Origin of the sequence: Cloacibacterium normanense (assembly GCF_002943105.1) — a bacterium.
In the GTDB taxonomy this organism is placed as follows: domain Bacteria; phylum Bacteroidota; class Bacteroidia; order Flavobacteriales; family Weeksellaceae; genus Cloacibacterium.
The window spans coordinates 341,391-356,411 of sequence record NZ_PTPZ01000002.1; the positions used below are offsets into that span (position 1 = coordinate 341,391).

The 15,021-nt window shown below is 30.6% G+C and carries 14 protein-coding genes; 1 reads left to right on the forward strand and 13 read right to left on the reverse strand.

What is annotated here, in order from left to right; all coding sequences use genetic code 11:
* Window positions 1-12: 12 nt before the first annotated feature.
* The 5 genes from C3729_RS04645 to C3729_RS04665 all read right to left on the reverse strand — a co-directional run bounded on the left by C3729_RS04645 (window position 13) and on the right by C3729_RS04665 (window position 5,143).
* Window positions 13-2,217: a peptidase domain-containing ABC transporter gene (locus C3729_RS04645; RefSeq protein WP_104793078.1), complete on the reverse strand. Its 2,205-nt coding sequence runs from the start codon at window positions 2,215-2,217 to the stop codon at window positions 13-15.
* Window positions 2,210-3,565 (reverse strand): radical SAM/SPASM domain-containing protein, encoded by a 1,356-nt coding sequence (locus C3729_RS04650; protein ID WP_104793079.1) that lies wholly within the window; start codon window positions 3,563-3,565, stop codon window positions 2,210-2,212. Before C3729_RS04650 ends, C3729_RS04645 begins: the two co-directional genes overlap by 8 nt.
* A 51-nt stretch (window positions 3,566-3,616) precedes the next feature.
* Window positions 3,617-3,814, reverse strand: a complete 198-nt coding sequence (locus C3729_RS04655; protein ID WP_104793080.1) for a hypothetical protein — start codon at window positions 3,812-3,814, stop codon at window positions 3,617-3,619.
* A gap of 115 nt (window positions 3,815-3,929) precedes the next feature.
* Entirely contained in the window at window positions 3,930-4,757 is an 828-nt protein-coding gene (locus C3729_RS04660) for a GLPGLI family protein (protein ID WP_104793081.1), read from the reverse strand.
* A gap of 161 nt (window positions 4,758-4,918) precedes the next feature.
* Window positions 4,919-5,143 carry a hypothetical protein gene (locus C3729_RS04665; RefSeq protein ID WP_104793082.1) on the reverse strand — a complete coding sequence of 75 codons (225 nt, stop codon included), beginning with the start codon at window positions 5,141-5,143 and terminating at the stop codon, window positions 4,919-4,921.
* A 287-nt stretch (window positions 5,144-5,430) separates the two neighbouring features.
* Here C3729_RS04665 and C3729_RS04670 point away from each other — a divergent pair, with 287 nt between their 5' ends.
* Window positions 5,431-7,125, forward strand: coding sequence for an AraC family transcriptional regulator (locus tag C3729_RS04670; protein ID WP_104793224.1), 1,695 nt, complete (start codon window positions 5,431-5,433; stop codon window positions 7,123-7,125).
* Window positions 7,126-7,162: 37 nt separating this feature from the next.
* Here C3729_RS04670 and C3729_RS04675 read toward each other — a convergent pair whose 3' ends face one another.
* The 8 genes from C3729_RS04675 to C3729_RS04710 all read right to left on the reverse strand — a co-directional run bounded on the left by C3729_RS04675 (window position 7,163) and on the right by C3729_RS04710 (window position 15,018).
* The gene (locus C3729_RS04675; protein ID WP_104793083.1) at window positions 7,163-8,317 is read right to left on the reverse strand and encodes a hypothetical protein; all 1,155 of its coding nucleotides are present in this window, start codon (window positions 8,315-8,317) and stop codon (window positions 7,163-7,165) included.
* Window positions 8,318-8,477: 160 nt separating this feature from the next.
* Entirely contained in the window at window positions 8,478-9,428 is a 951-nt protein-coding gene (locus tag C3729_RS04680) for a toprim domain-containing protein (RefSeq protein ID WP_104793084.1), read from the reverse strand.
* Window positions 9,429-9,650: 222 nt separating this feature from the next.
* On the reverse strand, window positions 9,651-10,889 hold the full coding sequence (locus tag C3729_RS04685; protein WP_104793085.1) for a primase-helicase family protein: 1,239 nt from the start codon (window positions 10,887-10,889) through the stop codon (window positions 9,651-9,653).
* Between the two features lie 62 nt (window positions 10,890-10,951).
* Window positions 10,952-11,230 (reverse strand): helix-turn-helix domain-containing protein, encoded by a 279-nt coding sequence (locus C3729_RS04690; protein WP_104793086.1) that lies wholly within the window; start codon window positions 11,228-11,230, stop codon window positions 10,952-10,954.
* Between the two features lie 292 nt (window positions 11,231-11,522).
* Window positions 11,523-12,209 (reverse strand): nucleotidyl transferase AbiEii/AbiGii toxin family protein, encoded by a 687-nt coding sequence (locus C3729_RS04695; protein WP_104793087.1) that lies wholly within the window; start codon window positions 12,207-12,209, stop codon window positions 11,523-11,525.
* On the reverse strand, window positions 12,202-12,723 hold the full coding sequence (locus C3729_RS04700; protein WP_104793225.1) for a hypothetical protein: 522 nt from the start codon (window positions 12,721-12,723) through the stop codon (window positions 12,202-12,204). Before C3729_RS04700 ends, C3729_RS04695 begins: the two co-directional genes overlap by 8 nt.
* 84 nt (window positions 12,724-12,807) lie before the next feature.
* On the reverse strand, window positions 12,808-14,031 hold the full coding sequence (locus tag C3729_RS04705; protein ID WP_104793088.1) for a site-specific integrase: 1,224 nt from the start codon (window positions 14,029-14,031) through the stop codon (window positions 12,808-12,810).
* 243 nt (window positions 14,032-14,274) lie between these two features.
* The gene (locus C3729_RS04710) at window positions 14,275-15,018 is read right to left on the reverse strand and encodes an NUDIX hydrolase (RefSeq protein ID WP_104793226.1); all 744 of its coding nucleotides are present in this window, start codon (window positions 15,016-15,018) and stop codon (window positions 14,275-14,277) included.
* Window positions 15,019-15,021 lie beyond the last annotated feature (3 nt).

Below are 15,021 nucleotides of genomic sequence, written 5' to 3' on the forward strand. Positions count from 1 at the left end.
GAATTAGGACGGCTAATTTCCCAGTTCCAACTGGTTTTTTACAAGATTATAGTAATCTGATTTTCTACTCACCAGACTTTGATGATTACCTTGCTCTACAATTTCTCCATTTTTCAAAACGATAATTTGGTCAGCATTTTTTACGGTGCTCAATCTGTGAGCTACAATAATTACCGTTTTACCTTTGAAAAAAGATTGAAGATTATCGTGGATTATTTTTTCGTTTTCGGCATCCAATGCAGAAGTTGCTTCATCAAAGAAAATAAAATGTGGATTTTTATAAACCGCTCTTGCAATAAGTATTCTCTGTTTTTGTCCGCCAGAAATTCCATTTCCGGATGCTCCTATTTTAGTATTTAATCCTAAAGGTAAATCTTCTACAAAGGATTTGATATTGGCAGTTTGTAATGCTTTGTCAAGTTTTTCATAATTTATTTTTTCATCATTTGTGGCTATGTTTCTTTCTATTGTGTCGGAGAAAATAAAACCATCCTGCATTACTACGCCACAGTTTTTTCTTAAATCTGATGGCGATATTTCATTAATATTAAGAAGGTTAAAAAATATTTTACCATTCACAGGTTCATAAAATTTCAAAAGCATTTTAATAAGAGTAGTTTTTCCGCTTCCGCTGGCTCCGACGATGGAGGTAACCTTTCCATCGGGAATTAAAAGGTTGATATTTTTTAAAACATACGGAGATTGTGGACCTTCATACTGAAAAGACACATCTTTAAAATAAATACCTTTCTCAATGCCGTTTTGCTCGGTATACTTTTTACTTAATAGCGGAACTTGGTCTTTTTGTTCTTCTTCTGGGTGATTTTGAACTTCATTTAATCGGGACAAACTCAATTTTGCATCCTGTAATGAACGGAAAAATGAAATCAGCTGACTTACCGGTGAATTCATTTGTCCGATGATATAGGAAACGCTTAGCAATGCTCCCAATGTCATATGTCCTTTTACCACAAATGAAGCTGCAAGAAAGGTGACAACAATATTTTTTAATTGATTAATAAAATCAAACCCGGAAAGTTGAACTTGGTCAAGTTTAAGAATTCGGATATTGATTTTAAACAATTTTTGTTGAATTTGCTCCCATTCTCTGCGTTTAAAATCTTCAAATTGGTTGAGTTTCATTTCCGAAACTCCGTTGATGATTTCGTAGATTGATTCTTGGTTCTCGCTTCTTTGTTGGAAGCGGAAGTAATCTAAAAATTTTCTTTTTTTCATCCAATAAAGCGACCATATTACAGAGATTACAGTAAGAGCCATATAAACTGCCAAAATCCTAAAATCATAATGCCAAAGCACCGCAAAAAAAGCAGTAAAAGTGATGATGGAAAACAACGTCATAAGACTTTGTGAGGTAAGGAAATTTTCAATCCTTTCGTGGTCTTGGATACGCTGGTTGAAGTCGCCCATTAATTTGGTGTCAAAGAACTTGATGGGAAGTTTGAGCAATTTCTTTAAAAAATCGGAGATAATTTGAATATTAATTTTTGTTCCTACCACGAGCATAATCCAGTTGCGGAAAATATTGATGACGATATTTCCAAAGAAAAATGCTAACTGTGCAAGTAAGATGTAAGTGATGATTGAAAAATTCTTTTTACTAACGCCGTCATCTATAAGTTTTTGCGTAAGAATAGGAAAAACCAAAGTGGTAAGTGTACCCAAAGTAAGCAGGAAAAACATCCAGCCCATTTGGCTTTTATAGGGCTTGAGATAGTTCAGCAAATATTTTATGGAGAGTTTTTCTTCCTGTGGCGGTGTTTGTTTGTAAAATTCTTCTGTGGGTTCTAAAAACAGAGCCACTCCTTTTTCTCCGTCTGAACACCATGATTTTTTAAATTTTTCTTCATATAATGAGATAAAGCCATGCCCGGGATCTGCAATTTTGTAAGTAAGTTTTCCAGTAATAATATTTTTTGAAATTTTATATAGAACTACAAAATGGTTTTGGTTCCAATGTAAAATACATGGCAAAAGCCCATTATCAAAATCGTCAGTATTTAATTTAGCAGAAATAGTTTTAAAACCTATTTTTTTTGATGCTTCAATTATTCCTAATAGCGAAACTCCCTCTTTTGTTATGAAGCATCTTTCCCGAAGATATCTCAATCCATAACTTTTGCCATAATGAGATGCAACCATAGCAAGACAAGCAGGTCCACAATCCATTAAATCATATTGAGAAAAAAACTTAAGCATCAGCAAGCATTTCTTTTTCTTTTCTGATATAGTAATCTAAAATTAGTTTTTCTTTATAGTTAAATTTAAATTCGGGGCAAGCAGGTTTGCCTTCGTACCATGACTTAGGGCAAGAACCAGCACAAACTGGCAAATGTGAACATGTTTTACACCATGTTTTTCCCGCTTTTATTTCATCCGACCAATTTCTTAAGGTGGCATTTTCATCATATGTTTCGTAGTCATTGTTGAGATTCCCAATCTTATGTTTATCTTGTCCGTATGTATCTGTATACGGAAATTCCCAACAGCTATATATATTCCCAAAAGCATCAAATACCTCTGAATCATTTCTTTCCACCATACATGCATAATATTTTCTTGATGGCAGAAGATTAGATAATTTTATTTTATTGTCAAAGCAGTATAATAACCACTCTATTTCTTTCTCGGCAAACTGTTTATTAGTTAATGAATCTTTACCTGCATCATTACCACCCCAGTCTACAATAGGGGCAAAGCTTACAGCTACATATTGGTTGATTTTCTTTTCTACAAGATATTCTAACAGCGGATTAACAAATTGATGGTTTGTTTTATCAATATTTATTCTAATTGAAATTCCTCCTTGTTTATTTTGATAAGCTTGAGTTGCAGTGCACTCAATAATATTTTTGAAAATAATGTCAAAGGTTGACTCCCCACTTTTTGTATATCGCCGTTGGTCATGTGATTCAGCTAAGCCATCTAAAGTTATTTGAAAATCACGAATTTTATAATTTGTTACCAAATCTTGGAAAATATGCTTTTTTAAACTTAGTCCATTAGTAACCATTGATGCATTATACTGAAGACCTCTCTCATCACATATTTCAAGTAATTTTTTTGTAGTTTTTTTGATTGAACTTAATCCTGTTAAAGGTTCTCCACCATACCAAATAATATTGAGTCCATGATAAGTTTTACCAGAATTTAAAAAATGTAAAATTCTCTTCACATATTTCTCAATAATGTCGTCCGATGCATAATCTTTCGAATGATTTTGTGCACAATAATAGCATCCCAGCTGGCAATTTGCAGAAGGTTGAATAGTGAATGACAACACATCTACTTCTTCTCTAGATTTGTCATTTTCTGAGGTAACTATCAAGAACTCATCTTCCTCAGAATCCACAATTATTAAATTCTTTTTAAGTAAATCAACCATGTCATTTTTGATTGCGCTAAAATTCTTGGTTTTTAAATTTTGATAAATTTCTGATTCAATCATTAATGATGTGCCAGTTCTTGTAGAGAAAAGAATTTGTTTGTTTGGAAAATCGTAATCATCCAATAGATCTGTTATTACATGGTATTTTGATAATTTCATATTAATAATTTAAAAAAAACAGGCAAAATGAAAATTTTGCCTGCAATTGGTTTAAGCAAAATTAGCCCCACAACTATGTAAATGAGGACAATCAGAAAAATTGAAACTACAATCATAAAGTGTGTTACATACTTGAAGTTCAGCACTAGTACCTCCTTTGATTGACGAGAGATTACCATCCTTAATGATTTCAATCTCTTTTTTGTTATCACATTTCTTAGCGATTTTCTTTAATCTTTTTTTTAACATTGTAAATGATTTTGATTAATTAAAAAATTGGGAATTACACTTAAAAATAAATTAAACGTGGCCTTAGTAAAACTTACTTTTTTCTTTTCGGATATACTAGAAAATATTTAGGATTTTATTTTCCAAATATTGGCTCTTTATCCTTTTCAATAAAAATATATCTATTTTTAACTATATTTTGAAGTGATTTTTTCATCATATTTAGATCCTCAATAGATTTTATAGCCTTTCCATTAATTGAAGCATTACCCCCATTTTTTATATTTTCCCCCATTAATCTTGTCGGATTTTCATAAAAATCAATTAAGTATTTGTTAAAAACTTCATTGCTTACAACCAACGGTTTTTGGTCATAGTGATTTTCCAAAAATTGTTTCGTTTCATAAGTATCTTTTAACTTTGTGTTTTTAACTAATTTATAAATGAAATTATTTTCTGAATCATTTAGGAGAAAAATTAATCCTGGCAATCCCCTAAATTTATATGGACCTTCGGACACTTCTATTTCCTCTGAAAACCAAGCTGTCCATTTTCTTCCACCAAAATTTGTAGTCGCTTTTTGGAGTTTATAGCCATTATAATTCTTAAAATCAGTATACAATTTCCATTTCATTTCATCATTTGTATGAATAACAAAATACTCTTTAAAATCTCTATACCAGTCATTTTTAAAACTGTTTGGTTTTCTAATTACTAGCTGATCCGTTTTGGTATTTGTTCTATATTCAGCAACCCCCTCTTTACTTTTGTTAATGGAGTCATAATCCAAAAGATCTTTATCGTAAAACTTTATTGATTTTGGATTTATATCTAATACCATATAGTTTTTTTTGTACTCTTGTGTTGAGTCTTTTCTTGACTGCAGTTCATAGAAAAATCGGTTCGTTTGTGCGTTTATACACAAACCAAAAAATGTAAGTATTACTAATAAGTTTATTTTCATATTGATTTTATTTTGATTAAATAATTGGTGCTCTTTATTTGTATTTAGATTAATATTGATGGAAAATTATTAAACAAATGATTCATTAATTCTAATAAAAATTTCAGAATAGTATTTAACATAATTAAATTTTTTAAGTTACTTTATTTTTTATCTTTATTTCACCATTTTATAGGTGTCTTTACAGGATCATTTTCCTCTGTAGCTTGGCTATTAGCAATACTATCATTTACTTTTGAAGTACTAGGATTTAATTCTATATTTTTCATTACTTTTGCGCTCACATTTTCAGTTATTGGACTGTCATTTACTTCATCTGCCTCTCTACAACTTACTGCCGATAAAATGCCAGCAAATAAAATTATTAATGGGATAAACTTTTTCATTCTTTAAATTTTTTAAGTTAATTTTCGTTTATCCCGGTACCGGGTTTTCTTAGAATTCTGTTCCGAATTTAGAGCGTAATTTCATGCTCTGCAACACTTTGTGGTCGCGATTCGCAAATTAAGACGTCCTAATTCGCGAATTAGGACGAGATTTTTACCTTTCTAAATATCTGATTTGTATAAACTTGTATTATTTTTTTCATTTTATTTTTAGCATTACGGTTTTCAGTAATAAAATTTGTTGCTTTTTATGTATTTTTGAAACATTCGCAAATAAAATTCTTATTTTGATTCTTAAAAAAAATATACTTTCAATAGTCTTATTGGTTTTTATAGCCAATACTTCTATTTTATTTGCTCAAAGTTTTGAAGAGATTCGTAGTAAATATGAAAGTTTTGAAGAAAATAATCCGAGGGCACTACCTTACATAAAACAATATATTAGTAAGGCAAAAAAAGAAAAGGATTATTCTTATCTATCCCAAGGTTATTTAGATGAGAGTTATTATAATTCTAATATAGATGTAAAACTTAAGTATGCGGACAGTGCTATTGCATCTGCAAATAATTCAAGCAATAATGAATTAATTGTTACTGCCCATATGACGAAGGGCACTTTATATTATTTTTATTTTAAAAAATATAAAACGGCTTTGGACGAATATGTAAAGGCTTTTAGTTATGCAAAGAAAACCAATGATGAATTTCAACAGCATACAATATTATATCACATTGGCGTTGTTAAAAGTTATCTCGGATATTATCAGGAAGCATTAGAGAATTTCAAAAATTGTATTTCTTATTTTGAACCACTTTCCAATGATAAAACGCTTCACCCTAATTTAATTTTTAATAATAAAAAAGGATATTATAATAGCCTGCATCAGGCAATTATATGTTACAGAAATTTAGGGAATTTCAAAGTTGCAGATTCACTTATTGATGTGGGATTTTCTAAAACATACGGCTCAAAAGAATTTTCTTTGGAACACGCATATTTCCAAAAGTGTAAAGGTATTGTAGATTATTATAACAAATCGTATCAGGAATCAATCAACCTATTAAATAAAGCGCTTCCTGAAATAAAAAAAAATAAAGATTTTGCTTGGGAATCGGTAAGTTATTTTTATTTGGGCAAATCTTATTCGGCACTAAACCAGCAAAAAGAAGCAAACAATTATTTTACAAAAGTTGATTCCATTTTCCAAAAAAATAATTTTATACTTCCGGAGTTAAGAGAAAACTATGAAATTTTGATTAAAGATTCAAAATTAACTAATGACACCAAAAAAGAACTCTACTACACCAACAGTCTTTTGAAGGCAGACAGCATTATTACAAAAGATTTTAATGAACTTTCTTCTAAAATTCATAAAGAATATGATACCCAACAATTATTAGATGCTAAAAACAGGTTGGAAAGCAATAGTACCTTATGGATAATTGTAAGTTCAATAATCATTTTATTACTCCTTGCTACACTATATTATCGTTATGAAAAAGAAAAAAAAATTCAAAAAAAATATGTGGAATTAGAGCAAAGGTTGATGCAAAATGTTTCCATTGTACCTGTTCAGAATATGGAAATTATACCATCAGCAAAATCCAGCCTTAATGAAAAGACTTTTAATGATGTTTTAAAGAAATTAGAAAGATTTGAGAAGAAATTAGAGTTTACCGAAAAAGGATTGACTTTAAACAAATTGGCAAAAAAGTTTGATACCAATTCCAATTATCTGTCACAAGTAATTAGTGAGAAAAGAAATATTAATTACAATAAATACTTATCCGAACTCAGAATTAATTACATCACCCAAAAACTTTATAGCGATAAAGAGTACTTAAAACTTACAGTAGAAGCTTTGGCTGAAAAATCAGGAATTGCTTCACGACAAAACTTTTCAGACCTTTTTTATGAGATTAATGGTCTCCGCCCAATAGATTTTATCAAACTGAGAAAAAAAGAGTTGGAAGAACAATGAGGCATTTCAGGTGTTTTATCTGAATCTTAAATCACTTTTAACGCCCTAACTTACTCTTTCTTTCTGTTTTGGCTTCCTCAAACTGATTATTTCTGCTTTCTCCGAACCGAAGTAATGAAAAAATATTTGCCATTTTCACAGAATCCTTAAAAACCTCCTCAAAAGCAGAAAAAGGAATGTTATTTTCTTTTGATGTTTTTTTCAATATCTCAATCATTTTATCTTTTCGTTCAGCGTCATTTAGATTTTGCAGATTCGGGATTTTTATACTTTCTTGTAGAATTGCTTTTTTAAGTGTGTTTTCTACCGATTCCAGATATTTTTTCTTTTCAACAGCAAAAGCGGTTTCATTGGTTAAGAGCGTGGAGTTTTTGCTTTTGAAATGAAAAACTTCTTTTTTCAAATTTTCAATGTTGGTTTTCAGTTCTGAAATTAGTTTCTCTTTGGATTCTAATTCTGTTTTATTTTTGAGAAGTTGAATGTTATTCGTTTTAATTACCTTTTTATAGTTTTCAATGGTTTTGTCCGTTTTTATTTTCTGAAAACCTAAAAAGTCAGATTCTTTAACGATAAACTCCTCGGATTTTTTAGATTCCATCTCTTTTAGCATTTGGCTGTATCGTTCTTCCAAAATTTTCAAATCTTCTTCCTTTTTCTTGATTTTAAATTCTACCGCTTCCAATCTTGTCAACGAACCTGAAACGCCTCTTTCCATTTCTAAACATTCCGCTGCCAAATCTTGCATTTTGGAATAATGAAAAGATTGATGCTTTAAGGTTTTTCCAGTTTGTAAATCCTGCCAATCTGCTACTAAATGGGCGTGATAATTCGGTTTCCATTCTTTGGTGTCTTTATCATAATGTCCTTCATCTTTGTGTATGGTAATTTGAAAAATTCGGATTTTTAATTCTTCCTCCAGTCTTTTTGATAGGTTGTGTAAATCCTGCATTGTGGTATTTTCTTTAATCACAACCACAGCTTCTCTTATTGGCATTGCATTTTTCTGTAATTTTCTACCTGATTTTTCTTTACAATAGGATTCTATTTTTAACAGTCGATCTGCAATCTTTTGTTCCATCCAATATTCGTTTTTAGGAGTTAAATCTTTGCGGATATAGTCAAATGATTTCTTTCTGAAATTATGAATTTCGGAATCAGATTTTGACGCTTTGAAATTGATTGATGTCTTCATTTTTGTTAAATTTGATAATTATTTAACCTGTATCTATTTTACGCAGGTTAAAGCCTCGCAGAGCGAAGAAGAAACTTTGTTGGGAGAGGAACGACCTTCAAAGTTGCGAATGAGCTCCTAACTTCTGCGTGTAGTTGGTAAAAAATATGCGCTCGCATTTTCAACGTTTTCTTTGGTAAATTTGATGGGTTTGTTTTATTTCCTCCTCTTCAGTTTTAAGAATGGAGTTTGAAATTTCTATTGAATTTTTGTTTTCCTTTTTTGATTTTAAATAGTCATTTAAATCTTTGTGTAGAGCATAAATTTCAGAATGATTTTTGGCTTCGGGAAATGATTTCAAAATTGAAGTTTTACAAGTTTCGCCTGCTTTATCATTGTCTAAAAACAAATGGATTTCGGGATAAATTTTTAAATATTCTTTGGTTCTATTCAACAATGAAATAGAATTCATCACCAACAAATCGCCAATGAAAAATGGTTTCATTTCAACAAAAGATAAAGCGTCCATAAATCCTTCAAAAACGACAATTCTTTTCCCTGTTTCATTTTGATTTTGACTTTCATTATTAAGCTTAATAACAGAAATATCTTTCTTCAATAAAGAACCTTTGTAAAATGGATTTCGGAGTTCCCATCCTCCAGAAAAATTTTCAAAACCGATAGCATAAAGGTTTTTCTCGCCAATGATAAAATGAATTTCTTTGACTAACGGATAAACCTTTGTCGAAAGACCTCTTTGATGAAGATAATTTTTTAGATTTTCATTTTGGAGTTCATTGATTTCAGTGATTTGATAATTTGGTTTTGAAGTTTTTGAACGAATAATGTTTTGCGGTTGAAAAGAAGAAAAATTCTGCTTTTCTGCCCATTCCAAAACTTCTTTTACCGAAGCTTTCAGGTATTTCATTATAAAATCAATATTGTTTCCACCTATTCCTTCAGAATGGAGATACCAGACGTTGTTTCTTTTATCAAGTTTAAAAGATGCTTTGGACTCGTAGATAAAAGGATTGAGATACCAAGCTTCTTTTTCATTTTGTTTAGTTGGATGGTGTCCGAGAGAAAGGAGGACTTCTTCCAACTTTATAGCATTGAATTGTTTACAGTTCATAGTTGTAAAATGTCAGGATTTAATTTTTGGAAATATTTTGATGAATTGATGAGAAAACAGTATAACAAATTGATTATTAGGAAAATAAATTCTCATCAAAGTCTCATCATCTCATCAAACTTCAAATTTTTTGCTCATCAGTTTCTCATCAGAAATCAAGGTTTTAAAATTTGATGAGGATTTTGATGAGATATAAATTGTTGATTTTCTTTTCATTATCAATTAATTCATCATTTCATCAAATTTTTGAAGAATAAAATCTTTTTTTATGGTAAAATATCGTCCTGTTTTATTCGATTGATAAAAACTTCCACTATAATCAATATTATATTTGATGTAAGCCAAAGAGTTATTTTGTGGTTCTTGTTTCCAGTTTTCTTTAAGGAGTTTTCTGATGTCGTTTACAGTCCAATAATGGTTTCTGAACATTCTTCCGAGCATATTGAAAATATCTTGCGGAATGAATTGGATTTCTTTTTCTTCGGTAGATTCAAAAAACTCGTACAAAAGCTCAATGATTTTTGATTCAAGTTTGTTATTGTTTTTCCAAACCAATTTCTGTAAAGCCTTGGTTCTGATTTCCGAATCGGTAAACCACATACGAGTTTGTTTTTGGCTATGGAAAGGTTTTTGAATAAGAAAGCGAAGGAAATAGGGGATTTCTTTGATTAAGTTTTGCAGGAATTCAGTATTCTCTGTTTTTATAGATTTAACTTTGATAATCCAAAACCGAATTTCTTCTTCATCAATCTGAATGAAATTGTCTTCATTGTTGGAACAAAGAATGAATTTTCCAAAAAATTCAACTTCCTCACGATCTTTTCCTTTCGCTTCTTTCTTATCTTTATCTGTTGTGGAAAGGTACTTAAGGCGCTCAGTAATCTCTTTTTTGTCGAAAAACACTTCATCAATAGCAACAATGAGCATTGATGCCCAATCTGAATTAAATTGACTGTTAAAGGAATCTCCTTTAATGTAAGTCATATTCAACCCGAAAATGGATTTTAGCCATTTGATAAAAGTGGATTTCCCTGTAGAACGTTCTTTACTTACCAAACATAGAATCGGAAGCATTTGGGTGGGTTTCTCAAGTAATATTTTTATGTAATCTAATCCTAACTCTAATTGTTCTCCGAAAATGTGTTCCATAAAGTTCAGAGAAAATTGGATTTTTTCTTTTAAAGCGTAGGAATTCAAACTTTCTTCAATCGGTTGATAAGGAATTTCATTGTACATATTGTAAAACCCTTCGATTATTTTTTCATAATTCAGATGACTTGGAATACAGCAAAAACCGTCATATTTCGGAACTTGTGAAAGATAGGTTTTTCCGCAGTCGCTGATAATAGTTTCTCGATTCCATCGAAACAAAATGGAAATTTTATCACCTGAAATTAATGGTTTTTCTATGGTTTTGTAATAGGTGGTGCCTACTCGTAAATAGGGAATTTTTTCGCTCATTTTAAGAATGGTTTTTAATACGAAATTGTTAAACAATAGAAATTGTAATGCTCGAACAGAGATTACATTCTTCGGTTTTTTCCGTATTCCAAAAGTTCCTTTTTAGAGTAGTAGTATCGCCCATTAAAATTGTAATGAGGCAGATTCTTATTTTTCCGCCAGTCAATAATGGTCGGAACAGAAATGCGCAGAAATTTTGTGGCTTCGATTTGAGAAATTAAATCTTCAGGTTGTTCTTCTTCTTTTTTAACGGGTAATGTGAAGTCGGTTGCTTTTTTTAGAATAATTTCAACCGCTTTTTCCAAATCTGCTTTGGTGTGGGAATAAAGTTGTACTGACATTTGATTGTATTTTAAATTCAAATGCAATATTATTAACTTAATTATTGAAAATCAAACAGTTAAAAATGATTCAGAAAGGTCTAATTTAATCCAAATTCGTCCAAAATAATTTTTTTGCAATCCAGATTAATCTAAATTAATCCAGATTAACCTCTTCAATAAATCTTCTGATTTAACAAATTTTAACTAAAATACTCCTATTTTAATAAAGTTTAACTTTTTTTACTTGATTCAAAAATAAAGAGTGTTGTTTTTTGATTAAAAATACAAAAACTATCCATCGTCAATATTTTCAGGCATTCATAATGCTGTTGATTTTTTCTTTTACAATTTCAATCCTTTCATCAATAATCAATGGGTGTATATGTGTTTGCAAGAGTTCTTCTAAAAGACCTTTATCAATGATTTTTTGCAATTCAGATTTAATAAATTCTAAAATTCTCTCATCGCACTTTGCTATTTCATCTACAATGCTGATTCTGTTATCAATGATGTAGATAATGTCCTCAATATCGTGGCTGGTTCTATAATCTTTTCCCCGACTATTGAATGCTTCAAACTTTGTTGCAAGAAAACAAGGTGCTGATAAGATGTAAATTTCCTGATCTTTTGCTTTCACTTTCCATAAGTCCTCAAAACCTATTTTATACCAGCGATTGGTTGAACCAAAGGCGTTGTCTTCGGCAGGAATTATATCTACAGGATATTTATTGTATGTGTAACTGCAAATAGATGTTCCATAAGGGTCTGGATGAAAACCTAATTTTCCCAATTCCTCGATTGTTTTGAGAAATTCTCCTACATTAACGATATTAATTGTAAAATCAATGTCTTTTGTGGGACGTATTTCGTCGGCTGCTGGGTCATCTGTATAAAGACTGATAACAGCTCCACCGACGAACACTACTTGCTCCCTATATTGTTGTAAACCTTCTGCTACTTTCGCTACAACTCCTATATTTATGGTCTTATTATACAATTTTTAAATATTTTTTTAGGTATTCTACGGCTATTTCTTTTTCTCTTGTTCGCCCAACACGAATCGCATCTGTGATTGCAAGTAATTCATATAATTTTTCATCTTTCAATACTGCTTCTGGAACAGATGGATAAAGCGGTTCTATACTTTGACCTCTTGTATTTCCTTTTGCATAAGCCCAAACATACTTTTCATCACTTTGGATTTCATTATTGAGCGGTAAAGCACTATGAGCAGTTGGAATTCCTCTGACTATTGCTCCTGGCTTCTGAGGAAAAGCATATCTTATCCCATATTGTAGAAACTCGGCAAGAGCATACTTCATTACTACTTTTCCTTTTGGGTCTAATAATCCTGAATTTTTTGACCTTGCAACCGATTCGCTTATTTCAGCTTGGCTTATTCCTAAATCTGCCGCAACGGAAGATTGATTCCACGAATCATTATCGAGGCTAATAATTTTTAGTAACAAAACGATGTCCTGTGGTTTCATATTTTGTTTTGAATTTTTCATATATTGCATATTGCGATATGCAATATTAATAAAAAAAATTGAATTACAAATTAGCGTTATTGCATATTGCAATATGCAATAACTTTATCCCCAGGCTTTATCCATTTGTTCGTCTGTAAAGACCTCTGTTACTTTCATATATTTGTCCAACACTGCATCTTTTTTGATGTTTGCAATTTTTTTAATGGCTTTCGGTTCCATTCCTAAAAGTAGAGAATTGGTTATGAATGTTTTTCTTGCGGTGTGACTAGTAATAAACTTATATTTTGGTTGAGTTAATGTTTTTTTCTTGTTACCAACGAACCAATGAATAGTAAAAAGTTGATTGATTTCCACTAACTCACAACATTCCTTGATGTATTCATTAAATTTTTGAGAGGAAATTATAGGTAACGGTTCATAGATTGTTCCTTTGTATTTTTCCAAAATAGCTTTTGCGTATTTATTGAGTTTAATGGCGTGGTTTTGGGTTTTCGTTTTTTGGATAGAAAGAACAATATGATCTTCAGAAATATTTGCTAAGTGTAATTTCGACAAATCAGAAAATCTTAATCCTGTAAAACAACCCATACAATAGAAGTCTCGGACTTGAGATAGTCTATCATTATCAAAGTCTTTTTCATAGAGTTTCATAAGCTCATCAAACGATAGATAAACAATATCAATATCGTGTTCAGCTGCTCTGAATTTTTCAAACTCTCGATTTGTGTTATATCCTTTTTCAGTTGCCCAATTTAAAAATGACTTTAAAACCTTAATTACTTTAGCAAAATAATTTTGTTTCATTTTTTTGGTTTCGTAAGAATAGTCTCTCAAATGTTCAAAAAAAGCATCGTCAATATTTTCAAATGAAAGCGAAAATCCATTTTCTTTACAAAAGAAGTCCAAATAATTTTTTACAGTCATTTGTCCCTTTATTGTATTTGGTGTTTTGGTTAGTTTGCCTTTATTGATGTATTCATCAAAACAAGAAAAAAAATCAAATTTATTATCCGAAGGTTCTTCTTTCTTTTCAAATGTTTCATTGAATTTTTCGACTGAAAAAGGAATATCATTACCCTTTAAAAAAAGAAATAACTTGTTTACTTTTTCTTCAATTAGTTGTAACTCATTATTTATTATTTCATAATTGTTGTTAGGTTCCTTTCTAAGATTGGGTTTAACTCTATGTCCATTCCAATGACTTTCTAACACAGAAAGACCTGTATTTTTTCTTATTCTTTTTCCGTCGTGTCTTACAACGAGTTGAATTGGAATTAAACCATTTTGAGCTATTTTTTCTTTTCTTAATTCAAAAACTATCTTCATTATGAAATTAAATTTAATAAACGTAAATAAAGGGTGGCTAAAAGGGTGGCTAAATTTGAAGTTAAATCAACTAAATTTCAAAAAACCCATAGTTTTGTTTTCCTTTATAATTCAAAGATACTGAATACAAACGGATTAAAAACAAGAAAAATTGAGAAAAGTATTATGGTAGTCCCGTCTGGGGTACATTAAGAAGCCTTCTCAAAAGAGAAGGCTTTTTTGTTTTATAATATTTTGAAAAATTTATTTTTTCTTAAAAGAATAAAGATAAGGTGCCTTATTTGCAGAGCCGCTAAAAAGTTTTTCGTGTCTGTCTAAAATATTTAAGCTGAGCATTTTACGCTGAAAGTTGTTTCTTCTGAATTTTTCTCCCAAGATGGCTTCATACAGATTTTGCAAATCTTTCATGGTGAATTTTTCAGGCAGCAGGTTGCTTCCTACAATGTCATAATCTAGCGTTTTTCTAAGATGTTCTAAACCTTTATCAATGATTTCTTTATGATCAAAAGCCATTTCAGGGAGTTGATTTACATCAAACCAAGCACAAGTTTCATTAAAAGCATCTGGGAAGGTGTGTGAAATAGTGTAATCAATTAATGCGTAATACCCTATGGTGACAAATCTCTTATTAATCCAATGTTCTTTACTTATTTTTATGCCTTTGTTAGCTAATAACTGGCGGTGAGGATTTTTTTTCTCGGTTCTGTCTATTCCACCAAATGCGTGAAATTGTTGTAAATAGACATCTTGTAGATGCGTTCTTTCGTATAAAATTCTATAAGCAGCATCATCTAAGTGCTCATCTTCGAAAATAAAACCACCTGGTATTGCCCAAAGATTGAGCTCGTGATATTTAAGTAATAAAATCTTTAAAGATTTGTCGTGAAAGCCAAAGATAGCACAATCTACAGATAATTGATTGATAAAATTATTAGTATCAATCAATTCTTGAAGCGTCATCTTATTTTTGGAGTCATCAAGTTTCATGAT